This is a genomic window from Methylomonas sp. EFPC1 (assembly GCF_016925515.1).
GTDB lineage: Bacteria > Pseudomonadota > Gammaproteobacteria > Methylococcales > Methylomonadaceae > Methylomonas > Methylomonas defluvii.
Genome location: NZ_CP070494.1, coordinates 1,272,400 through 1,294,202, shown reverse-complemented (window position 1 = coordinate 1,294,202; position 21,803 = coordinate 1,272,400). Strand labels below are relative to the sequence as shown.

Annotated in this window: 21 protein-coding genes; 14 read left to right on the top strand and 7 right to left on the bottom strand. The window is 54.4% G+C overall.

The features are described from left to right. Window positions 1-37: 37 nt before the first annotated feature. From JWZ98_RS06145 to JWZ98_RS06135, 3 genes are all read right to left on the bottom strand, one after another. The gene (locus JWZ98_RS06145) at window positions 38-781 is read right to left on the bottom strand and encodes a hypothetical protein (RefSeq protein WP_205453659.1); all 744 of its coding nucleotides are present in this window, start codon (window positions 779-781) and stop codon (window positions 38-40) included. Window positions 782-1,039: 258 nt separating this feature from the next. Next, window positions 1,040-2,653 carry an alkaline phosphatase gene (locus tag JWZ98_RS06140; RefSeq protein WP_205453658.1) on the bottom strand — a complete coding sequence of 538 codons (1,614 nt, stop codon included), beginning with the start codon at window positions 2,651-2,653 and terminating at the stop codon, window positions 1,040-1,042. A 129-nt stretch (window positions 2,654-2,782) separates the two neighbouring features. Then, entirely contained in the window at window positions 2,783-4,423 is a 1,641-nt protein-coding gene (locus JWZ98_RS06135; protein WP_205453657.1) for a choice-of-anchor I family protein, read from the bottom strand. Between the two features lie 189 nt (window positions 4,424-4,612). Here JWZ98_RS06135 and JWZ98_RS06130 point away from each other — a divergent pair, with 189 nt between their 5' ends. From JWZ98_RS06130 to JWZ98_RS06070, 13 genes are all read left to right on the top strand, one after another. Then, window positions 4,613-4,972, top strand: a complete 360-nt coding sequence (locus JWZ98_RS06130; RefSeq protein ID WP_205453656.1) for a metalloregulator ArsR/SmtB family transcription factor — start codon at window positions 4,613-4,615, stop codon at window positions 4,970-4,972. Next, window positions 4,969-5,448, top strand: a complete 480-nt coding sequence (locus JWZ98_RS06125) for an arsenate reductase ArsC (RefSeq protein ID WP_101051724.1) — start codon at window positions 4,969-4,971, stop codon at window positions 5,446-5,448. The genes JWZ98_RS06130 and JWZ98_RS06125 overlap by 4 nt, the downstream gene beginning before the upstream one ends. Before the next feature lie 18 nt (window positions 5,449-5,466). Next, window positions 5,467-5,823: an arsenite efflux transporter metallochaperone ArsD gene (gene arsD, locus JWZ98_RS06120; protein ID WP_205453655.1), complete on the top strand. Its 357-nt coding sequence runs from the start codon at window positions 5,467-5,469 to the stop codon at window positions 5,821-5,823. Between the two features lie 17 nt (window positions 5,824-5,840). Beyond that, on the top strand, window positions 5,841-7,652 hold the full coding sequence (gene arsA, locus JWZ98_RS06115; RefSeq protein ID WP_205453654.1) for an arsenical pump-driving ATPase: 1,812 nt from the start codon (window positions 5,841-5,843) through the stop codon (window positions 7,650-7,652). 138 nt (window positions 7,653-7,790) lie between these two features. Next, window positions 7,791-8,237 (top strand): ArsI/CadI family heavy metal resistance metalloenzyme, encoded by a 447-nt coding sequence (locus tag JWZ98_RS06110; protein WP_205453653.1) that lies wholly within the window; start codon window positions 7,791-7,793, stop codon window positions 8,235-8,237. A 21-nt stretch (window positions 8,238-8,258) separates the two neighbouring features. Beyond that, complete coding sequence (gene arsB, locus JWZ98_RS06105; RefSeq protein ID WP_205453652.1) at window positions 8,259-9,311, top strand: ACR3 family arsenite efflux transporter; 1,053 nt, start codon at window positions 8,259-8,261, stop codon at window positions 9,309-9,311. A gap of 64 nt (window positions 9,312-9,375) precedes the next feature. After that, on the top strand, window positions 9,376-9,582 hold the full coding sequence (locus JWZ98_RS06100; protein WP_033157910.1) for a hypothetical protein: 207 nt from the start codon (window positions 9,376-9,378) through the stop codon (window positions 9,580-9,582). Window positions 9,583-9,738: 156 nt separating this feature from the next. Further along, the gene (locus JWZ98_RS06095; protein WP_205453651.1) at window positions 9,739-10,002 is read left to right on the top strand and encodes a hypothetical protein; all 264 of its coding nucleotides are present in this window, start codon (window positions 9,739-9,741) and stop codon (window positions 10,000-10,002) included. Between the two features lie 332 nt (window positions 10,003-10,334). Next, on the top strand, window positions 10,335-12,116 hold the full coding sequence (locus JWZ98_RS06090) for an NAD(P)H-dependent oxidoreductase subunit E (RefSeq protein WP_205453650.1): 1,782 nt from the start codon (window positions 10,335-10,337) through the stop codon (window positions 12,114-12,116). Window position 12,117: 1 nt separating this feature from the next. Further along, window positions 12,118-12,957, top strand: coding sequence for a 2Fe-2S iron-sulfur cluster-binding protein (locus tag JWZ98_RS06085; protein ID WP_205453649.1), 840 nt, complete (start codon window positions 12,118-12,120; stop codon window positions 12,955-12,957). Continuing rightward, window positions 12,947-13,486, top strand: coding sequence for an NADP oxidoreductase (locus JWZ98_RS06080; RefSeq protein WP_171696189.1), 540 nt, complete (start codon window positions 12,947-12,949; stop codon window positions 13,484-13,486). The genes JWZ98_RS06085 and JWZ98_RS06080 overlap by 11 nt, the downstream gene beginning before the upstream one ends. A 12-nt stretch (window positions 13,487-13,498) precedes the next feature. Then, entirely contained in the window at window positions 13,499-15,010 is a 1,512-nt protein-coding gene (locus JWZ98_RS06075; RefSeq protein ID WP_205453648.1) for a Ni/Fe hydrogenase subunit alpha, read from the top strand. Continuing rightward, a complete protein-coding gene (locus JWZ98_RS06070; protein ID WP_205453647.1) occupies window positions 15,007-15,456 on the top strand; it encodes a hydrogenase maturation protease in 450 nt (149 codons plus the stop codon). The genes JWZ98_RS06075 and JWZ98_RS06070 overlap by 4 nt, the downstream gene beginning before the upstream one ends. Window positions 15,457-15,513: 57 nt before the next feature. Here the strand turns inward: JWZ98_RS06070 and JWZ98_RS06065 are convergent, their stop codons facing one another. The 3 genes from JWZ98_RS06065 to JWZ98_RS06055 all read right to left on the bottom strand — a co-directional run bounded on the left by JWZ98_RS06065 (window position 15,514) and on the right by JWZ98_RS06055 (window position 19,711). Next, entirely contained in the window at window positions 15,514-16,680 is a 1,167-nt protein-coding gene (locus JWZ98_RS06065) for a hypothetical protein (protein WP_205453646.1), read from the bottom strand. Window positions 16,681-16,791: 111 nt separating this feature from the next. Beyond that, on the bottom strand, window positions 16,792-17,700 hold the full coding sequence (locus tag JWZ98_RS06060) for a hypothetical protein (RefSeq protein WP_205453645.1): 909 nt from the start codon (window positions 17,698-17,700) through the stop codon (window positions 16,792-16,794). A gap of 223 nt (window positions 17,701-17,923) precedes the next feature. After that, window positions 17,924-19,711: an alkaline phosphatase D family protein gene (locus tag JWZ98_RS06055; RefSeq protein ID WP_205453644.1), complete on the bottom strand. Its 1,788-nt coding sequence runs from the start codon at window positions 19,709-19,711 to the stop codon at window positions 17,924-17,926. A 350-nt stretch (window positions 19,712-20,061) separates the two neighbouring features. On the opposite strand from JWZ98_RS06055, the gene JWZ98_RS06050 reads away from it, so the two are divergent. Beyond that, the gene (locus JWZ98_RS06050) at window positions 20,062-20,712 is read left to right on the top strand and encodes a hypothetical protein (RefSeq protein WP_205453643.1); all 651 of its coding nucleotides are present in this window, start codon (window positions 20,062-20,064) and stop codon (window positions 20,710-20,712) included. A 314-nt stretch (window positions 20,713-21,026) separates the two neighbouring features. On the opposite strand, the gene eutC is transcribed toward JWZ98_RS06050, so the two are convergent. Next, a complete protein-coding gene (gene eutC / locus JWZ98_RS06045; protein WP_205453642.1) occupies window positions 21,027-21,803 on the bottom strand; it encodes an ethanolamine ammonia-lyase subunit EutC in 777 nt (258 codons plus the stop codon).

The following is a 21,803-nucleotide window of genomic DNA, read 5'->3' as shown; positions in this document are numbered from 1 at the left end:
ATACAGCGGGCTTTTTTTTGCCTGACGGATCTAGCGCTTAGTGATGATGCTCATGCCCCATTTGCGCTTGCACCTTGATCACAAACGGGTCGGATTCTTTATCGCCCAAATCGGCGAAATCGATCACATCGTAGCCGTCGATGGGCGTCGGTTGCCATGGCGCGGCGTTTAAAGAATAAGCCTGTAGCAGTTCGGTACGCTCGGAAAACTCGCCATGCCGGCGTTCGATCAAGGCCGGTAACGCGACGTCCAGACGCATCACCACATGCCATTCGGTATCCGCGACTTTGCCTTGATATTCGCGGGTCGGAATGCCATCGGTCCATTCGATTTCTTCGGCAGTCAATTTTTCCAGCAGTTGGGTATCCAGCAGCAATGCCAGTTTTTGCCAGGACGGCGCGATGTCCAGCATCCTTAGATCGCCGGCCTGAAACTCGATTGCCCGCTGGTCTTGGTGATACAGCTTACGGTGAATCAGCTCATGACCATCGCGCTGCCACAATTCGCCTACGCCCAGTTGCGGCCGTTCTATTGTGATCTGCCGGCTATCGCGCCAGAAGCGCCAACTCACCTCCGCCGGCAAAGCCTGGTGCTCGTCGTGTTCGTGCTCTGCGCCGGTGCGAGTGGTGACGAACTCGGCAGCCACGGCGGGCAAGTTTGCCGAAGACAAATCGGTGATGTTAGCGGCCTGCTTGGCCGATGCATGGCTGCAAGCCGCCAAAACGACTAATAAATTGAGGCCGAGCAGTTTGGGTAAAAATTTGAAATGGGTGTTGAACATGGATCCTGCACTTTAGCGGTATTCAAAAAGATGTAATTATTCAGTGAATTGCAAAACTCTGACAATCGCCGAGAAATTGCTCCCTCTCCTGATGGAGAGGGTTGGGGAGAGGAGAATTAAACTAGCAAAATACTTTGTTTTCATCCCCTCACCCTACCCTCTCCCGCTGGAGAGGGATTCTTGTACTTCGCAGTGAATAATTCCAAAAAATCAGGGACGGCCAGCGTCCCTGATTCGGCTTTGGGAAAGGCCCCCGGACTATTTACGTATGCCTAGCGCATCCGCCATTACATGATAAATCACGTTTTGTTCCAGCGTACCGCGCACCAGATAGGCGCCCGGACCGTCCGCATAGATCGCCACGTCTTCGCCGGCGTGGGTTTCCGCGCTCATCGGTACGGTGGCTTCCTGCATGTAGTTCGGATTGGCGGTATCAACCGCTGTCAAATCAGGACGCAATTTGCTGCCTGCATAAGCGGCGGCCACGGTGCCTTCATTGGCTGGATTAAATTCCTTGCGTTGCAAACCGCCGGTCCAGCCTGGGCCGTTGGCGTAGGTCAAGGTGGTGTAAGGTAAGCCCAAGGCATCCTTTGTCGCAACGCCGTCTACCGCGGTTTTACCCAGGATAGGATTGCCGCGCGACGGATAACCGGCGATGGTGAACACATGGCTGTGGTCGGCGGTGACCAGGATCAAGGTGTCTTCGTCGCGGGTTAGTTGTTTGGCTTTTTTCACTGCATCAGACAATGCCACAGTATCGGTCAGCGCCCGGTAGGCATTGCCGGCGTGGTGCGCGTGGTCGATCCGGCCGGCTTCCACCATCAGATAATAACCTTTGCGGTTTTTTTCCAGAATTTTGATGGCTTTTTCGGTCATCTCGGTCAAGGACGGTTCACCGGCGGCGTCTTGCGCGCGGTCGGCTTCATAGCGCATGTGCGAACGTTCGAACAAACCCAACAAATGATCGGTAGACGCTGGATTTACCGCGTCGAACTGGGCTTTGTTCCAGACGTAGTCGGAATTATTGTATTGCGAAGTCCACTCTAAGGTCAGATCGCGGCCATCGGCGCGGCGACCTTTTTGGGTTGGGTATTCAGGGTCGGCAACGTTATTAGGCATGAAATAGCTGCGGCCGCCGCCCAATGCAACTTCCAGGCCGTCGCCGTACGGGAATTCCAGCAACTGGCGGGCAATGTCTTTTACGGTAGCGCCGGCAGGCAGGTTGCTGTCGGCTTCCCAATCGCGGTTGGAAATATGTGCGTAATTCACGGCGGGCGTGGCGTGGGTAAAGCGCGCGGTTGTGACTACACCAGTGGACATGCCGCGTTCCTCGGCGCGTTCCAGGATGGTTTTCACGCTTTTTGCGGCGGTGACTTCCGCGCTAGGTTCGGTACGGTTGATGCTTTGATCGACGGAAATAGCACCGTCGTTGGTTTTGACACCGGCCACCATCGCGGTAGCGGTAGGCGCGGAATCCGAGGTTTGTTGATTGGCGCTGGCAGTAACCGAAAACGCCAGATTATTAAATTTTTCAAAGCCCAAACGGTTGAACTCCCCATCGCGTCCGGCCATTTGGCCTTCCAAAATCCGCGCGGCGGTAACGGTGGATACGCCCATGCCGTCGCCCACAAACAAGATAACGTTTTTGGCTTTGCGCAGTTGCTCTACGTCTCTTTTGTTGACCAACACCGCCGCTTCGCCGGCTTTAAACCATTCAGTCGCCGAAGTAGGTACTTGGCTGGTTTGCGCAGGTTTATGAGAATCGTGATGATAGCGGCCGGCATGGTCGTGGGCGACTGCGGCGACCGACAAGGTAAAACCGAAGGCGCCGACAGCGACTGCCGCCAGTTTTTGTGGATGTGTTTTTTTCATGTGTTGCCCCGAGAGCGGTTTATGGAGCGGCAACATTAGCGATTGAATATGACAAGCGCGTTACGGGCTAAAACGCGAAAAGCCAGCTTAGCCGATAAAGCTCGGCCAAGCTGGCTTCAAGTGCGGATATTAGTCTTTACGGCCGCGTTTCATCCCCATCAAGCCCGCCAGCGCTGAGCCGAACAACCAAACTGCGCCAGGCACCGGCACGGCCGATACTTTGTACAGCGAAGTAGTTTCGCTTACCTCGTTGGCCACTGCCAGATAACTGCCTTGTGCATTGCTGAAGAAACTCAAACCCTCGGGACCAATGTCTCCGCCGGTGAACAACATATCCAAAAATTTCGGACTGTTCAGGTCGGTCAAATCCCAGACCATCACCGCATTCGAACGCTCCAAGCCCAAGAACAATAAGTCACGACCATCCACTTTACCCACCACCGCACTTTCCGGCTCAGGGCCTTTGTTGTCGCTACGGCCATCATCCCACAGCGCTTCGAAAGCCGCGTTACCGGGGTTCGCCGCGATCAGCGCTTTGATGGTTTGTTCCAGTTTGTCGCCAGAATCGAACACCAGGGCGCCATTGGCATCCAGAATCGAGAACGAGCGGGCGCCAAAGACTTGCAGTTGATCCAGGTCACCATCGTTGTCCAAATCGCCGCTTCTGGAGACCGTCAGCCGATTCAGCTTGTCATTGTTCGTGGCCCAATCAGGGCCATGCAAGGCAGTCATGGTGGCATTTAAAGCTGGATCGATAGTCGCTGCACCCACCCGCACTTCTTCTGCACCGCCCGGCCAATCCTCGCGAGAGTCGCCTTCGTTGGCGGTCACGTAATATTGATTGCCGTCTTTGCTAAAACTGGCGATGCCGTCGGGCATATACATACCCATCACATTCCAGTTCTGGATATTGCCTTTTAAAGCCGCAGTGCCGGGACCGTCGCGATCCGAAACATCCAGACCGTTGCCGGCTAAATGGTGATCCTTCAAACCCAGGGCTTTAATGTCGGTGACAGTGGCGCTGGCGATGTCGATGACCGCAACCGAGTTGGCCTCTTGCAGCGTCGCAAAGGCTTTGCTGCCGTCTTGGCTAACCGCAATGTATTCCGGTTCCAGATCTTGCGCGACGCTGGCGTTCGGCCCGGTCAGACGCACGCCGCTGGCTTTCAAAGCAGCCGCCGCACCATTGAAAGCAGTAAATCCGGCCGTTTGGACGGCAAAGGTGTGGGTGTTGATAATACTCACCGAGCCTTCCGGATCGCCGCTTGGCCCCACCAAATAGCTGCTGGGTTCGCCTTCATTCGCCACCAGCAAACGGCTGCCATCGGGCGTGTAAGTCACTGAATCCGGGTTGGCACCGACGGTTACGCTGTGTTGCAATGTGTAGTCAGCCGCATTGTAAAAACGCACCAAACCCGCATCGGTTTTCGTCGGCGCCGTCAAAGCAATGGCCGCTTGGCCGTTTTTTAGCGCGACACTGTTGATCCCGCCGAGCGCACTCGTGGAAATGCTTTGCAGCAAATTGCCGTTCATATCCAGCACGTCAATGCCGCCTTGGCCGATATTGGCCTGATTGGCATCGGTTCCAGCTACCCATAAGCGGTTGTTGACCGCATCGAAAGAGACGATTTCCGAGCCCATGGCACTGGAACCATTCGCAGCAGTGTGATTGAAGGTCCATTGATGCGACCATTGAAAATCCCCCGCAGCGCTGGCATTGGCAGAGGCCAGCACAGCAGCGACGGCGGCGGCGATTGAAGTGAGTTTCATAAAAATGCTCCTGAGGCACTATTCGTTTGATGTTTGAAGAAAGGATGTCTGAGTTCCAGCGCACCGACAGCGTCGGAACGGTAGTCTTGCGAATGGTAAATAGCCTTTATGACAGTAGCGTTACGCGACAGCCGCATCATAAACGCCCGGAAAATTGACTTGTTTCCATATTTCAATTATTGTTGAAATATGGAAAATAAAACTGCTGTTATCGCACTGGCCGCATTGGCCCAAGAATCCCGTCTGGCAATTTACCGCGCGCTGGTGCAAGCCGGCCCGGAAGGGTTGGCCGCCGGAAAAATCAGTGAAGCCACCGGCATTGCCCCATCTTCCCTATCGTTTCATTTGAAGGAATTGACTTACGCCAATCTGGTGAACTCGCGCAACGAAAGCCGCTTTGTGATTTATACGGCCAATTTTTCCGCGATGAACGATCTGTTGGCTTTCCTGACTGAGAACTGTTGCGACGGCCATCCCTGTCTATCGCTCTCAGCCTGTTCCACCAATAACGAATCTTTACCCTCAACCCCGACCGACACTCCATCATGAACGTATTGTTTTTGTGTACCGGCAACTCCTGCCGTTCCGTCCTTGGCGAAGCCACTTTCAATCATTTGGCACCGGCCGGCTGGCGTGGCCTAAGCGCCGGTAGCAAACCCACCGGTAAAATTCATCCGCGTTCGCTGGCTTTGCTGGCCAGAGAAGGCATATCCACCGAGGGTTATTACAGCAAGTCCTGGAATGACCTGCCGGTGACGCCGGACATCGTGCTGAGTGTGTGCGGCAATGCCGCCAACGAAACCTGCCCCGCCTACCTGGGCCCGGTCATGCGGAGCCATTGGGGCGTCGAAGATCCGGCTCACGTCGAGGGCACCGACGAGGAAATCGACGCGGCCTTCATGGTCGCGTATCGGATTCTGCGCCATCGCATCGAGCAGTTTTTTGCTTTACCGTTAGAAGAGTTAAAAAACGATCCCGAGCGTCTGAAAGCCGAACTGGATCGCATCGGCACCTTGTTGCCTTAGTTGTTAAGGAGTTCTCCCATGACCAGTATTCAAATATTTGATCCTGCATTGTGTTGCAGCACCGGCGTTTGCGGTGTGGAAGTCGATCAGCAGTTGGTGAACTTTGCGACCGATGTCGATTGGGCCAAGCAAAACGGCGCCGCCATTGAGCGCTTCAATCTGGCGCAAACCCCGTTGGCGTTTGCCGAAAACCCGGTGGTTAAAGCGTTTTTGGAACGCTCCGGCGCCGATGCCCTACCGTTGATTTTGGTGGATGGTGAAGTCGCGTTGGCGGGCCGCTATCCGAATCGAACCGAATTGGCGCGTTGGGCAGCCATTAGCGTAGCGGAACAGCCAAGCCCGTCCGGCTGTTGCAGCGGCAGCAGCTGTTGTTAACTTCTGGTGATAGTGCTGTGAACAGCGATTGCAAATTTCTCGACCGAGCGTCACGCTTTCTATTTTTTACCGGCAAAGGCGGTGTGGGCAAGACCTCCATCGCTTGCGCCTCGGCCGTAAAATTGGCGGATGCCGGCAGACAGGTGTTGTTGGTGAGTACCGACCCGGCCTCGAACGTCGGCCAGGTATTTGGCATCGCCATCGGCAATCAGATCACCGCCATTCCGGCGGTGTCCGGCCTGGCGGCATTGGAAATCGATCCGCAAGCGGCGGCGCAAGCCTATCGCGACCGTATCGTCGGCCCGGTACGCGGCGTGTTGCCGGACAGCATCGTTAAGGGCATAGAAGAACAGCTGTCCGGAGCCTGCACCACGGAAATTGCGGCATTCGACGAATTCACCGCACTATTAACCGACTCGGTCTTGACCGCCGGCTACGACCATATCGTGTTCGATACCGCCCCGACCGGCCACACCATCCGCCTGTTGCAATTGCCGGGTGCCTGGAGCGGCTTTTTGGAGCAAGGCAAAGGCGATGCCTCTTGCTTAGGCCCCCTGGCCGGTTTGGAAAAACAGCGCAGCCAATATAAAGCCGCCGTCGACGCATTAGCAGATCAGCAACGCAGCCGTTTGATCCTGGTCGCCCGCGCCCAACCATCGACCTTGCGCGAAGTGGCACGTACCCATGAGGAATTAAACGCCATCGGCTTGTCGCAACAATATCTGGTTGTCAACGGCATTTTGCCGGCAAGCGAAACCGCGCAAGACCCACTGGCCAGCGCGATCTACCGGCGCGAACAAAACGCCTTAACCGACATGCCGGCAGCATTAAATAGCCTACCGATGGACCGCATTGAACTAAAGCCCTTCAATCTGGTTGGACTGACGGCTCTCAGACAATTGCTTAGCAATGCCGCACCGCTAACAATGCCTGACAGTGAAGTGATGCCAGCCCTACCCGCAGCCAATCTATCGACACTTGTGGACGAGATTGCCGCCGACGGCCATGGGCTGGTGATGCTGATGGGCAAAGGCGGCGTCGGCAAAACTACCCTGGCCGCTGCCTTGGCGGTGGAACTTGCTGAGCGCGGTTTGCCGGTGCATCTCACCACCTCCGACCCCGCCGCCAATTTAACCGACACACTTAACGGCGCGTTGCCGGACCTGACAGTCAGCAAAATCGATCCGCATGCGGAAACCGAACGCTATCGCCAACATGTGCTGGCAACGAAAGGCGCCAAGTTGGATGAACAAGGCCGCGCCTTGCTGGAAGAAGACCTGCGCTCGCCGTGTACCGAAGAAATTGCCGTATTCCAAGCCTTTTCCCGCATCATCCGCGAAGCCGGGAAGAAATTCGTGGTGATGGATACCGCCCCTACCGGCCATACCCTGCTGCTCTTGGACGCCACCGGTGCTTACCACCGCGAGGTGGCGCGGCAGATGGGCGATTCCAATCAGCATTTCACCACGCCGATGATGCAATTGCAGAACCCGCATCAAACCAAGGTGCTGATCGTCACTTTAGCGGAAACCACGCCGGTACTGGAAGCTGCTCGTCTGCAAAACGATCTGCGCCGGGCCGGGATCGAGCCCTGGGCCTGGGTGATTAATAACAGCGTGGCGGCGACCACCGTGCATTCGGCGCTGTTACGCCAACGCGCGGCCAATGAATTGGCGGAAATTGCCGAGGTAGCGGATCGACACGCCCAACGTTACGCGCTCGTGCCCTTGTTGCGGGAAGAACCGACAGGTGTGGAACGCTTGCTGGCATTGGCCGGCGGCCAAACGCCTTCTCCTTTAGTACCTACGGATCATAAAGGAGAAGGTTGAGATGAGGGGATTAAAATCAGTTATTTACATCCCTCACCCTAGCCCTCTCCCTAAGGGAGAGGGAATTTTCAAAGGTCCCCACTAAACAATGCTAGCTAATCTCCAATCTCATTCACTCTTTACCCCGGAGCAAACGCGATGAAACGCCTGCATATTCATCTCGCCGTCGATGATCTGGCAAAAAATATCGACTTTTACAGCGCACTGTTTCAAAGCGCACCGAGCGTGCGCGAAGCCGATTACGCCAAGTGGCTATTGGACGATCCGCGCGTCAATTTCGCGATTTCCAGCCGCGGCCGCCAGCCGGGGTTGGATCATTTGGGAATACAAGTCGAATCGGGTGAGGAGTTGGAAGCAGTTCAGGAAAACCTGGCCGCCGCCGAGTTGCCGGTCGCCGCGCAAAAACAAGCCAACTGCTGCTATGCCCAGTCCGACAAATACTGGACCGTCGATCCGCAAGGCATCGCCTGGGAAGCCTTCCACTCCTTGCAAACTATTCCCTTATTTGGCGACGATCAAGTGTTGCAACTTGAACCCGCCAGCAGTTGCTGCAAACCGCCAGCAGCCGATAACGCAGCACAGTAAGTAGCTGACTTGGAGATTTCAATGAACACCCCAGATTGCCCCAACGCCCGTTTATCCTTTCTCGACCGTTTTTTGACCCTGTGGATTTTCATCGCCATGGCGTTTGGCGTCGGCATCGGTTTTCTATTTCCCATGGAAATAACCGACTTCAACACAGCGGTGTCGGTCGGCACCACCAATATCCCCATCGCCATCGGCTTGATCGTGATGATGTATCCACCGCTGGCCAAAGTCCGTTACGAAGAACTCGGCGATGTGTTCCGCAACTGGCGGATATTGGCGGTGTCCTTGCTGCAAAACTGGCTGCTCGGACCGCTGTTGATGTTTGTATTGGCTATCGTGTTTCTGCGCGATTATCCCGACTACATGGTGGGCCTGATCCTGATCGGACTGGCCCGCTGCATCGCGATGGTCATTGTCTGGAACGAGCTTGCAAACGGCGACAACGAATACGCGGCGGGCTTGGTGGCATTTAACAGCGTATTCCAGGTCTTGTTTTACAGCGTCTATGCCTGGTTGTTCATCACCGTGCTGCCGCCCCTGTTCGGCATGCAAGGTAGTCTGGTTGATATTACGATTGGCGAAATCGCCAAGAGCGTATTCATCTATCTGGGCATTCCATTTATCGCCGGCTTTAGCACGCGCTTTCTATTGGTCAAAGCCAAAGGCAAGGATTGGTATCACCAGCATTTCGTCCCGAAAATCAGCCCACTGACCTTGATCGCCCTGCTGTTTACCATCGTGGTGATGTTCTCGTTAAAAGGCGATTTAATTGTGCAATTGCCGCTGGACGTGGTGCGGATTGCGATACCGCTGTTGATTTATTTTGTGGTGATGTTTTTACTCAGCTTTTGGCTGGGTAAAGCCATCGGCGCCGGTTACGGCAAAACCACCACGCTGGCGTTTACCGCCGCCAGCAATAATTTTGAATTGGCGATCGCAGTGGCGGTGGCGGTGTTTGGCATTAATAGCGGCGCGGCGTTTGCCGCGGTGATTGGACCCTTGATCGAAGTGCCGGTGATGATCGCCCTAGTCAATGTGGCTTTCTTTTTCCGTAAACAGGGGATGATTTAAAAATAGCAAAACGTTTACCCAACGACTGCATTACCCCTCTTTAACCTTACAAAGGAACACCCTCATGGCTACTGATAAATCGAAAAACGATAGAAAGAAAATTGCGGTGGAAGAACCCACTTACGACCAACTGAAAAACTTTTCCCGCTTTAACGGCTTAAAAACCCGTACGGTGGTCGCGTGTATGGTGAATATCATGCTGCAAGATGAAGTGTTAAGCCGCCGTGTCGTCGAGCAGTGCCTGGCTGCCGACTCAGAGGAAGCCAATTAGTGTCAGCCGGATCAAAATCGCCAACAATTTTAAGCGGCGTTGATTGAAGTCAAAGCTATCAGAACAAGCCTGTTTGATAATTCAGCCAGGCATGTTCAATCGCACATGCCAACGCGGTTTTTTTGGACTCATCAGCGATTAAGTCAGGTTATGCCGATGGACAATGACATTTTAATCGATCAAGCCCGGCAGCTTTATGCGGCATTGCATGCCAGACAGATTGGGCTGTTGGCTCCCAACCTTAGGGCATTGGATCGCCTCGAGCGTTTGATTTTCAGTGCCTATGGCCGTTACCAGCGCCGCTTGAACCGTTGCGCGCTTTGTTACCAAACCCGCCAGCATGACTGTGAGCGGGAGCCCGGTAAAAAGCGTATTTCTTGCCAACGCCGCAACCCCTTCGCCGCTGTTGCCCGGTTTTAACCGGCAATATTTTGCTGTCCACACCCGGCTAATTTGTTTAGTATTGCGTCATGGATGACGGCGAATTTGCGCAGCTTCCGCGGCGGTATCGATAGACATTGCAGCCGGGTTGTGTGCATTGACGCATAGAGAGAGACAAGGCAGGCACTTTCGCTTGGCAAGCGGGAAGTATCGACTTCCACAACTGATCTTGTGGATTCGGTCTTGCATTTACGCAGCCAGTGAACGATTTGAAAAATCTAGCGCCAAGTTAAGATGGTGTGTGGGTGGCTCATGATTTTTCAATTGCAATGGGACACGACGATTCAACCTAACTGCCCAGTAACTCGACGATGAATAGTTTTATTCGATCCGTACTTGCAGAGGCGGACTATAAACCAGAAAGGCTCTTGCAGATGCTAAGGGCCGTGCAGGCGCAGTACCTGCATATTCCCCAGACGGCTATCGAGCAATTGGCCGCAGCGCTGCATATTCCCCGCACGCAGATTATTGCCGTTGCGGAATTCTATAGTTTCCTGCACCTGACCCCACAGGGCCGTTACGACATTCATATCAGCGATTCGATTACCGACCGGATGCTGGGCAAGGAAAAATTGCTGAACTACCTGGCGGAAAAATTGCGGGTTAAAGTGGGTGAAGTCCGCGCCGACGGTCTGGTCAGCCTCAACAATACCTCTTGCACCGGCATGTGCGACCAAGGCCCGGCCGGTTTGGTAAACGGCTATGCGTTGACCCGTCTGGACCATGCCAGAATCGATGTCATCGCCAAACTAATCGAACAGCAAGCGCCGTTAAGCGATTGGCCGGCCGAGTTCTTCGCGGTTGAAGAACCGATCCGCAAACCCGGCCTATTGCTCAACCAGCCATTCGAAAACGGCGCGGCGATAGCAGCCACCTTTGCCCGCGGCCTGACGGAAACCCTGGCGGAAGTGGACAGCTCCAACCTGCGCGGCCGCGGCGGTGCGGGCTTTAAAACCGCGTTGAAATGGCGGACCTGCGCTCAACAAACTGCCACACCGCACTACGTGATTTGTAACGCCGACGAGGGCGAACCGGGTACATTTAAAGACCGGATGCTGCTCGATCTGTATGCCGACCAAGTCTTTGAAGGCATGACCTTGTGTGCGGCGATTATTGGTTCGGACCAGGGCTTGCTTTATCTGCGCGCCGAGTATTTATTCCTCTACGAGCAATTGCAGCGCGTGTTAAAGCGCCGCCGCGATAGCGGTTTGCTGGGGCGCAATATTCTCGGTCACAGCGGCTTTGATTTTGACATCGAAATCCGCATGGGTGCCGGTGCCTATATTTGCGGCGAAGCCTCGGCGCAAATCGAGTCCTTGGAAGGCAAGCCCGGCATACCCCGGGTCAAGCCGCCCAACTCGGTGATCTGCGGCTATCAACGCAAACCCACCGTGGTGGACAACGTCGAGACTTTTTTTGCTGCCACCCACATCGCCATACAAGGCGGGCAATGGTTTGCGGAAGTCGGCACCCCGCAATCCACCGGCAGCAAACTGCTCAGCATCAGCGGCGACTGCGCGCGACCAGGCATTTACGAATACCCGTTCGGCACATCAATTGAAGAGATTTTGCAAGACTGCGGTGCGGATGACGTGCTGGGTGTGCAAGTCGGCGGGCCGTCCGGCACCTTTATTTCCAATAAGGAATTGCAACGGCGCATAGCCTTCGAGGACCTGTCCACCGCCGGCTCGTTTATGGTGTTCAACAACAGCCGCAATATTTTCGACATCGTGCAAAACTTTACCGATTTCTTTGCCCATGAAAGCTGCGGCTTTTGCACGCCGTGCCGGGTCGGCACCACACTGTTGAAAAATCAGCTGCGGAAAATTGTCGAAGGCAACGGCGCTGCGGTCGACCTGGAAGAACTCAACGAGATATGCCTGGTCGTCAAAAACAACAGCCATTGCGGTTTGGGGGATTCCGCCGCCAATCCGATTTTAAGCACCCTGGCCAGCTATCCGGAGCTGTATCTTAAGCAATTAAAGCAGAGCAGTTTTACCCCGGGTTTTGATTTGGACGCCACCCTGGCCGTGGCTCGCCGCATGGCGCAGCGCGACGACGACGCGGCGCATTTATCGCAAGTGGAGAATTGAGATGAGCGGCACTCTTTGTATCGACGGTATCGCCGTACCGTTCAGCGACGGCCAAACCATTATCGAAGCCGCGCGTAGTGCCGGCATGTACATTCCGTATCTATGCCACCGGCCCGGCTACGCGCCTTACGGCAGTTGCAAACTCTGTACGGTGAAAGTCAATGGCCGCACCAATACCGCCTGCACCCTGCCGGCCGCCGACGGCCAAACCGTCATCAGCAACAGCCCCGACCTGCAACACGACCGCCAACGCATCACCCAAATGCTGTTTGTGGAAGGCAACCATTTCTGCCCATCCTGCGAAAAATCCGGCAATTGCCAGTTGCAGGCCGTGGCCTACCATCAGAACATGCTGGATAACCACTACCCGCATTTTTATGCACAGCGCGAAATGGACGCCTCGCACCCGGATATTTTGATCGATCACGACCGCTGCATTTTCTGCAATTTATGCGTGCGCGCCAGCAAGGAAAAAGACGGGAAAGACGTATTCGGCATCGCCGGGCGCGGCATCCACAAACGCCTGGTCATCAACTCGCCTAGCGGCAAGCTGAAAGACAGCGATATTAGTGTCGATGACGAGGCCGCCCATGTCTGCCCGACCGGCGCGATTCTGGTCAAACGCAGCGCCTACCTGGCACCGATTGGTGAGCGCATCTACGACGGGCATCCCATCAGCGAAGTCGCCTGCGAAAAAGCGGTTATCAAAGCCGGCGAGGCCAGCGGCTACCCAAGCTGCGACCCGACCAAGCTGGCGGAGTCAGCTCAGCAGAACGGTGGCCCGGACTCCCACTACGCGGCGACCATGCCGCCCGCTCCGGACATCAAACATGGCCGCTAAGATTAAAATCGCCACCACCTCGCTGGCCGGCTGCTTTGGCTGCCATATGTCGTTTCTGGATATAGACGAGCGCCTCTTGAAATTGGCTGACAGCGTCGAATTCGACCGTTCGCCACTCACCGACATCGAGCATTGCGGCCCGTGTGACATCGGCCTGATCGAAGGCGGGGTGTGCAATTCCGAAAACGTGCATGTGCTGCGCGAGTTTCGCGCTAACTGCAAAATTCTGATCGCCGTCGGCGCTTGCGCCATCAACGGCGGCTTGCCGGCGCTGCGCAATTTTTTCAAACTGGAAGACTGCCTGCTGGAAGCCTATCAAGACGGCATCGGCGTGGACAATCCACAGATACCCAGCGACCCGGAATTGCCCTTGCTGCTGGACAAGGTGCGACCGGTCCACGAGATCGTCAAGATCGATTATTTTATGCCCGGCTGTCCGCCATCCGCCGATGTGTTTTGGCACTACCTGAGCGCATTGATCGAAGGCCGCGACCCGACTTTACCTTATGAGTTAGTCCATTACGACTAACGGAGGAACCCCGTGTACGAATATCTTGAAACCGCCGATCCGGCCTTGGTCGAAGCCGGCAAGTTAAAACGGGTCGCCGTCGATCCGGTATCCCGCGTGGAAGGCCACGGCAAAGTCACGCTGCTGCTCGACGAAAACAATCAAGTCCAGCAAGCCCGCCTGCACATCGTCGAATTTCGCGGCTTCGAAAAATTCATCCAAGGCCGTCCTTACTGGGAACTACCGGTGATGGTGCAGCGCTTGTGCGGCATCTGCCCGGTCAGTCATCATCTGGCCGCCGCCAAGGCCATCGACCAGTTAGTCGGCGTCGATCCGGCCAATCTGCCGCCGGCTGCAGATAAATTACGGCGCTTGCTGCATTTCGGCCAAGTCTTGCAATCGCATGCCTTGCATTTTTTCCACCTGTCCAGCCCGGATTTGCTGTTCGGTTTCGAAAGCGAGATCGGCAAACGCAACATAGTCGCCGTGTTGGCGAATTATCCGGATATTGGCCTGCAAGGCGTAAAACTGCGCAAATACGGCCAGGAAGTGATCCGCATGGTCTGCGGCAAGCGCATCCACGGCACCGGCGCGATACCGGGCGGCATGAACAAAGCGCTGAGCAAAGATGAGCGCGATTATCTCAAACAAGACATCGGCCAAATCGTGAGTTGGGCGCAAGGCGCTTTGCAACTGGTCACCAAAGTCCACACCTCCAACCTGCCCTATTACGACGACTTCGCCACCATCCGCAGCAACTACCTGAGTTTGACCAAACCTGACGGCGCGCTGGAGTTGTATCACGGCGGGATTAGGGTGAAAAACCAGCAAGGCGAAACCCTGGTCGACCACTACGATTACTGCGACTATCCGGACTTGATCCGCGAAGAAGTCCGTTCCTGGACGTATATGAAATTCCCTTACCTCACTGCGCTGGGTAAAGCCGATGGTTGGTATCGGGTGGGGCCGTTGGCGCGCGTCAACAATTGCGATTTCATCGACACGCCACTGGCGGAAGCCGCGCGCGTCGAGTTCAAGCAACACGGCGGCGCAACCATGGTGCACAGCACCCTGGCCTTCCACTGGACGCGGATGATCGAATTACTGCATTGCGCGGAAAACATCCAAACCTTGTTGGACGATCCGGACTTGCTGAGCAACGACTTGGTCGCCAAAGGCGAAAAACGCTACGAAGGCATAGGCGTGATCGAAGCGCCGCGCGGCACGCTGTTTCATCATTACCAAATCGACGAAAACGACATCGTGACCAAAGCCAATCTGATCGTCTCCACCACCAGTAACAACACGGCGATGAACGAATCGGTGCGGCAAGTCGCAGCGGAATATCTGTCCGGCCGAGAATTGACCGAACCCTTGCTGAATAATCTGGAAGTGGCAATCCGCGCCTACGACCCTTGCCTGTCCTGCGCCACGCATGCGGTCGGCAAAATGCCTTTGCAATTGGAGCTGGTCGACGCGGACGGCAAACTGGTGGACAAACTGATTCGGCATAGCAGCGGCGAATTCATTCACGGTAGCGAATGACTAAACCCATTTTGGTGTTTGGCTACGGCAACCCCAGCCGTGGCGATGATGCTGTTGCTCCTTTGCTGTTGGATTATCTCGCCGAGCATCTGGACCTCAGCAATATCGAATTGCTCAGCGATTTTCAGTTACAAATCGAACATGCGCTGGATATACAAGGCCGTGAATTGGTGGTGTTTGTGGACGCAGCGGTAGATTGCCCGGAAAGTTTCACCTTTACCCCGTTAACCCCAGCCCAAGACCACAGTTACTCCAGCCATGCGCTGAGCCCAGCCGCGCTGCTGTCGGTCTATGAAACCCTCGGCAAACAGCCGCTACCGCCCTGCTTTTTATTAAGCGTCCAAGCCGAAGCCTTCGAACTGGGCAGCGGGTTAAGCGAACGCTGCTCGGCCAACTTAGCGGAGGCCTGCCGGTTTATAGCGGCGTTTTTGAAACAAAGGCCGTAAGGCGTTTTCCAAATCCGGCGAAACGCCTTTCAGCCTTAAAGTTTGAAAGCTAAGCGGCTAGCGCGATGCCCGGAATTTTCGGCTTCCCAATAGCCCGAGTAGACCGCTGCCAAACAACCAGACCGCTGCAGGCAGCGGAACGGGGGCCGCTAAAGGCGTCATTTTGAAAGCACTACCACTTCCGGTAAACGTTAAACCGGTAACAAAACCCAGCGGATCGCTGGGATCGATCATGGCGGAAGTTTCGATGCCGGCTATGCGGAACTTGCCAACGCCGTTTTGAAAACCCAATTCGCCGAAATTAAACCAAACGCCCGCCAACAAGCGGATACCGCTGTCGACGTATTCACCACTGGTCTCGTTCCAAATCAGCAGTTGGAATTTACCGTCGCCGTATTGGTTGGGAATCATCACATCGCCGAATAAGGTGTCGGCATTTAACGCTTCATAGGTGTAAGCCACCGCCACATCCGGGTCGTAAAACCCGCCTGGTTTTGGATTTCCGTTGCCATCCAAAACCGGCATGGGCGGTGTACTGAATGTAAATCCATCGTTGCTTGGTGTTGGTAAAACCGGTGCGGAAGGCAATGCAACCTGAGACGTTGGCGTGCTGACATTAAAGGTATCGATCAGGCCGCTAATACGAAAATCCAATAAACCGTTGGTGACTTTGTTGATGGAATAACCAAATTTAAGTGGCTGCGACTGGAATATGCTGTTTAAGTCTACGTTTTGAAACGAAGCAATATTTAAGCGAGATGGATCGAATAAGGCGGTAATGGAAAACTCGGTTCCAGTAACAGTTTGCTCGTTATTGCCAAGGTTAATCGCCTCGAAAGAGACTACGTCGTAATTTCCCGCATTTACATAGCCGTGATAACCGTTTACATCGATCTCAGTTTGGGTGATGTTTTGATTGTCTTGAAATGCAGCCCCAATACCTTTATTGCTAACAAAAGAAAACTTATTTTGAATTGCCGTGGACAGATAAGTATTGTTCCAAAAACCACTTTCCCATTCGGTATAAGGCGGAGTGGCCGGATTAAAATGGCTACCATCCGGTTGATCGGGATTGAACAAAAACTGGCCCGAGAACGAATCGCCAATATTCGCCACATTGCCGTCGCTAAAAATAATATGGCCTTTATAGGAAATTTGCTGGGTGGCGTGAGCGTTAACCGAGGCAAGACACAACGAGAGTAAACCGAAGGTTTTTATTTTCATGATAATCTCCAGACTAACGTGGATTTATGAGTGTCAAAAAGCGGGTGGTTTGACCACTTTTCCACAGCCGTACTGACTTGGCTTGAGTAAGTACGAGGCCAAACCGTCCAGTTAAGCATTGAGAACCATCTCCATGATCTTTTCCGCCTGATTGTCCGGAAAACCCAACGCGATGATGTATTGCCGAAACACGGCTTTTTTGTTTCTACCTACTTTACCTTCCGCCGACATCACGGTCGCAATCCCGGTTAGTAAAATGTTTCTTTGCTGATCGTTGAGATTGCCAGCGACCGCCTTGATATAAGCAATCAATAGCTTTCTTGATAATTTCCCTGCAGGCATATCCTCGGGGTTAAGCTTAGCGAGGTCGTTAACAGCAATCCCCAGCCGCTGCATAATAGCGAGTATGGCATGTAATTTATTAGCATCAAAATTCCGATCTATACGCGCAACATCGACTAACACCTCGCGCAATAACAGCACAAAACTACCATGCAAGACTTTATCAACTTTAGCGACGACACGTCGTTGCAGCTTGCCGGACAAAAAAGCTTCCAGGGCAACAATAACTACCAATCCAGCCAAGATAGCCAGGCCCCAAAGCCACTGGCCGCCAACAGTGTCATCCCACGGCACCTGCAGCGGCGGCATGGGGTTTGGCAGCACCCCAGACTTTTGCAATGATTGAATGGTAGTTTCGTCCAAAGCCCAGTGTTGGCTTGAATTTTTGGCATAGACGGCATAACCGACCACGTCTGTTTTAGTCGGAACAAGCAAACAGTGATCCTGTAAATGAATACCAAATAGATACCCATCGGAAGCCCATTCGGCCGGCATACCCGTTGTTTTAACCTGTTGATCCGAGACTTTTAATTCACCCAAATCGTAAAAATGATCCTCAATACCAAAGCAAACGTGAACTCTTCTGGCTTCAGCCGGCGAACTAATCAATAACAACAAAAGAACACAGACCTTCAGCAGCATTGGTGTGTTTGAGGAGTTTCTGATCAATTTATCCATGCTAAATTTCGAGTCTAATTACAAGACTGAGCCCCAAATATATACAGACAAAACATTAAGACCATATCGCCGAGGCATCCGCGCCAGCAGTCAATCCACCACCGCATGTGCTTCGATACACTAGCCCCCAGCAAAACAGCTGATGTTCTGCGAAAAACCTCAATCCGCAGTTGCTATTGCAGATAATGCGGCAACTGACAGACATCCCCTGCCGACCACTTAACTAGGCTTTTTTGCGTTTGCCAAACGCCAGACCCAATAAAGAGCTACCAAACAACCAGGCCGCGCCGGGAACCGGTACGGGTTGTACGGAGCTTGGCGTGATTCTGAACTGGCTGACGATTTGTGGCGTGCGGTTGACGATGCCGCTCAAATCGTTGGCAATATCGCCGACGTTGTAGGCGGGAATGCCATAGGTGGTGACCAGCAGTTGTTGAGTGACCTGATCGATTTCAAACTCGGTCCAGCCAAAGGTGTGCGTGGCGACGTAATCGCCTTGCAGCAATTCGGCCTGGATTTTGCCGTCGGCGCTAGCCAGATTGGCATCCAAGCCCAGCGGGTCGTAACCCAGCGGCGTCAAAGCGCCATTGGTTACCGACTTGATGAAACTGTCCTTGGCGGCAATGCTGGGCAATGTGTCGTAGAAGGCTTTTTGTTGCGGCGTCAATAAACCTACCGCGGCCGCCAATTGCGCGACTGTTGGGCCAAACGGCGCGTCATAGGCTACGGAACCGGTGGTGATTTCGAAGGCGTTGGTGGCTTTTTGCTCACCGAACGGTGTGAGTTGATAAGTCAGGTTATTCACCAAAGTACCGTGAATGTCGGCCGACAGGAACACCACGTTATCGATTTTGTTGTCGTCGATAAACTTCAGGATTTCGGTACGTTCGGCGGCATAGCCTTCAAAGCGGTCGCCAGCGCCAACCACCCCCAGGTTTTGCATTGGCTCAGGGACGGCGATAAATTTCCAGGTGACGTCATTTTGCTCCGCTGACAGCAGATCGGCTTTCAGGTCGGCGATTTGCTGCTTGCCCAGCATGGTCCGGCTCGGGTCGAACGAGTTGGCCAAAAAGCCGCCAACCGAAGCTTGGCTTAAAGGATTCGCATCGGCTAGTTCTTTGTCGCGAAACGAGCGCGCATCCAACACCATCAAGGCCGCGTCATTGCCGAAAGTTTGGTTGCGGTACAGCTTGACTTCGCCGGCCGTGCGAATGTCGCCGGTGGCGCCATAGCTTTCGTTGCGAAGCGGATTATATTCCTGAAAAGCCTGGATGCCGTTGTTGTACAAGGTACTGTCATTGATCCGAGTGCCGGCCGGATCGGCATTGAAACGCGCGTCGGTGGCGACATCGGCGCCGCCGGCGAAGTCGTTGGTCACTTCGTGGTCGTCTATCGTGGCAAACACGGCGGTCGATTGGCGCAGATCGGCCAAGCCGTTCATGCCGCCCTTGGCGCTATACACTTCCGCGTGCTTGTTGCGGTAGTCGGCCAGGGATTGCGCTTGTTGTTGACCGGCGTTGGCGTTGGAGGCCACGTCGCCATAAATGGTATCGCCCATCGCCACGAAGAAATCCAGATTACGCTGGCTGGCGTTTTTCACGGCCGGATACGGCAGCAATTCACCGCGCCAATCGCCGGACACACCAAAGCGTAAGCCGGTGGTACTTCCCAGTGCCGCAGCAGTTTTAAACTGGCCACTTGCGAAATTGCCAACGCTATCGGTAGCGCGGTAGTAGTAGGTGGTATCAGCGGATAAGCCGGACACATCCCATTTGACCGGTGCGAGCGGGTCATTCACCGTTTTAAAGCTGGAGCCGACATTCTGAGTGAAAGCGCTGTCGGTCGCGTACTTGAAATATAAATCGCCGATGGTATCGGACCGGCCCCACAGTACAGCGGAAGTTTGGCTAACGTCGCCAGCGGCCACACCGTTGGGCAATGCCGCCTCAGCTTTACCGGCTAAAGCAACCAGCGTCGCGACGGCGGTTAATCGAACTACTTTGAATTTCATGAGGGTCTCCAAGGCTTTAAGACAAAAAACGTGAACGAGTCGGCAACGCCGGAGTCTAAAACCGTTCGGTGACAATTTGATGAATGGTGTGACGGCTCGATAACCTGGGGTGTTATCGATAACGGTAAACGAACTCGTGATGGACGAATCAACGGTAAATCTGCCCGAACCGCTTACCAAAACAATCGTGGATTTTTAGAGACTCCCATAAACCATTCGGGTTTCAACTATACTTACGATACAACGCCGAGAACGCAATACCGGGCGTGAGGCCCGCCCGTTTGCCCACCGGGACAGCGGAGAGCGGGGCGCTTGCAATTGCCAAGAATCAAACTCTAGAGGGTACAACCATGCTGGTGGACGAAGGCGAAAAAATCAAGGTTCTAGTCAGAGAGTTCTTTAAAAAAGGCCATAAATCCAGTAACAAGCTTTACGACGTGGACCTTGCCGGGCATGCCGTTCTAGTGAGTATGAGCGCTAAAGGCAAGACCCGATATCAGCAAGCGCGCGAGTCTGGCAAACACAGGCTCAACGGCAGCACATCGCACTTGGACTTGGCCGAGAAATTGGTCAAGATGACTATTGCGGATCGATCAGGCAACTGCGAAGAGATGGCAGTCTTGAGCGCTTATTACGCTAAGAAAATCTACAATATCAAGCGCGACTTACTCTATATCTGCTACGTTCACGACAAAGGCGACCACGCCTTTTGCCTGGTTTCCCAGGAAGCAATCCCCGATTCGGCGCAAGACTATGCTTCGATGGCCAATTTCACCAAACGCAAGATCGCCCAATCCTGGCTAGTCATCGACCCCTGGCTGAATACTGTTTGCTACGCATCCGACTACCTGACCAAAAGCGGCGAGAAACTTGAGAAATGGGCCTCGGAAGGCAAGCGCGTGGCTTGGATGAACGGCTCTCAAGGCCCCGGTTGGTACGTGCCAAACGGCGAATACAAGACCGAGTTCGGCAAAGCACCGGTGTTTTTGGACCCTTTCTAGCCGCCCGCTCCAACTGCAATAGCGGCCAATTGAATTGCGACGAAAGCGCAGGTTCAGCGAGCTATGGCAGCCCAATCGGCCAATCATCTCTCCGGCCATCATTGATCAAGTCTCGTCAAGTCGCCGGCTTGAACCAAATCAACAACCTTATTGAGCGGCATCACCGGTCCTAAATCGGTTTAATTGGGCGGCATGCGGCATGAAAGCGGCCATGAAATCTTCCGCCGATTCGAACAGAAAATGGCACATTGTGTCGACTGTCAGGATGCGGGAGCAGCTGCCGAGCCACTTTTGCCTTGGCGTAATCAACTGGTTCAGAGTTTGTTTAACAACTCCGCCCCGCCAATTTCGGTACGCCACTGTGCCGGCACATCGTCTTTCAACGCTACCCCCGAAAAACCCAGTTGCAGCGCCTGCTTGCTCAAATAAACCAGTTTGGCAGCCGCGGCGCTGTAGCTCAGGCCGGCGGGCGGGCGAATGTTGGAGATGCAGTTGCGTTCGGCGTCCGTGTTGCCGACTTGCGGGGCGTAGGTGAGGTAAATCCCCAGGCTGTCAGCGGCGCTTAGACCGGGCCGCTCGCCGACGATGATGACAGCCAGGCGCGCGTTCAATAATCCACCGATTTCGTCGGCCAAGGCCACCCGGCCATTGGGCACCAAACACACCGGCCCCAACCCCAGCTTGGCGGCCCGGTAAGCAGCAACGATGGCGCTGAGCAAGGGCAAGCCGTGCGCATCCAGTGCAGCGGATGACAAGCCATTGCTGACAATCAAAGCTACGTCGACTGCGGATTGTTTGCGCGCCGTCAGTTGTTCCCGGCTGGCCAGTGCCAGGCAACGCCCCCAATCGGGACGTTGCAGGTACTGGTCGCGGCTGGCGACCGGCGTGGCGAGTACCAGCGGCTCCAAATCCACAGTTTCTAAGCCTTTGGCAAATGCCGCCACATCCCAAACTTGATGCACCGCATCCCGCGCGGCCGCGTGGGCCAATTGAAACTCCAATAGCGCTGTCGTCGTCAGGCTGCAACCGGCGCGGCCTTGGGCAATTCTGGCCTGGGTAAATTGCCGTAAGCTAATCCACGGATCGTTCAT

Bases quoted from the DNA above. Each gene is read 5' to 3' on its own strand.
- JWZ98_RS06050 (WP_205453643.1), top strand. From the start codon at position 20,062: ATGCTGGTGGACGAAGGCGAAAAAATCAAGGTTCTAGTCAGAGAGTTC.
- JWZ98_RS06080 (WP_171696189.1), top strand. From the start codon at position 12,947: ATGGCCGCTAAGATTAAAATCGCCACCACCTCGCTGGCCGGCTGCTTT.
- JWZ98_RS06085 (WP_205453649.1), top strand. From the start codon at position 12,118: ATGAGCGGCACTCTTTGTATCGACGGTATCGCCGTACCGTTCAGCGAC.
- arsD (WP_205453655.1), top strand. From the start codon at position 5,467: ATGACCAGTATTCAAATATTTGATCCTGCATTGTGTTGCAGCACCGGC.
- arsB (WP_205453652.1), top strand. From the start codon at position 8,259: ATGAACACCCCAGATTGCCCCAACGCCCGTTTATCCTTTCTCGACCGT.
- JWZ98_RS06130 (WP_205453656.1), top strand. From the start codon at position 4,613: ATGGAAAATAAAACTGCTGTTATCGCACTGGCCGCATTGGCCCAAGAA.
- JWZ98_RS06145 (WP_205453659.1), bottom strand. From the start codon at position 781: ATGTTCAACACCCATTTCAAATTTTTACCCAAACTGCTCGGCCTCAAT.
- JWZ98_RS06125 (WP_101051724.1), top strand. From the start codon at position 4,969: ATGAACGTATTGTTTTTGTGTACCGGCAACTCCTGCCGTTCCGTCCTT.
- JWZ98_RS06055 (WP_205453644.1), bottom strand. From the start codon at position 19,711: ATGAAATTCAAAGTAGTTCGATTAACCGCCGTCGCGACGCTGGTTGCT.
- JWZ98_RS06100 (WP_033157910.1), top strand. From the start codon at position 9,376: ATGGCTACTGATAAATCGAAAAACGATAGAAAGAAAATTGCGGTGGAA.
- JWZ98_RS06065 (WP_205453646.1), bottom strand. From the start codon at position 16,680: ATGAAAATAAAAACCTTCGGTTTACTCTCGTTGTGTCTTGCCTCGGTT.
- eutC (WP_205453642.1), bottom strand. From the start codon at position 21,803: ATGAACGATCCGTGGATTAGCTTACGGCAATTTACCCAGGCCAGAATT.
- JWZ98_RS06110 (WP_205453653.1), top strand. From the start codon at position 7,791: ATGAAACGCCTGCATATTCATCTCGCCGTCGATGATCTGGCAAAAAAT.
- JWZ98_RS06070 (WP_205453647.1), top strand. From the start codon at position 15,007: ATGACTAAACCCATTTTGGTGTTTGGCTACGGCAACCCCAGCCGTGGC.
- JWZ98_RS06140 (WP_205453658.1), bottom strand. From the start codon at position 2,653: ATGAAAAAAACACATCCACAAAAACTGGCGGCAGTCGCTGTCGGCGCC.
- JWZ98_RS06095 (WP_205453651.1), top strand. From the start codon at position 9,739: ATGGACAATGACATTTTAATCGATCAAGCCCGGCAGCTTTATGCGGCA.
- JWZ98_RS06135 (WP_205453657.1), bottom strand. From the start codon at position 4,423: ATGAAACTCACTTCAATCGCCGCCGCCGTCGCTGCTGTGCTGGCCTCT.
- JWZ98_RS06090 (WP_205453650.1), top strand. From the start codon at position 10,335: ATGAATAGTTTTATTCGATCCGTACTTGCAGAGGCGGACTATAAACCA.
- JWZ98_RS06060 (WP_205453645.1), bottom strand. From the start codon at position 17,700: ATGGATAAATTGATCAGAAACTCCTCAAACACACCAATGCTGCTGAAG.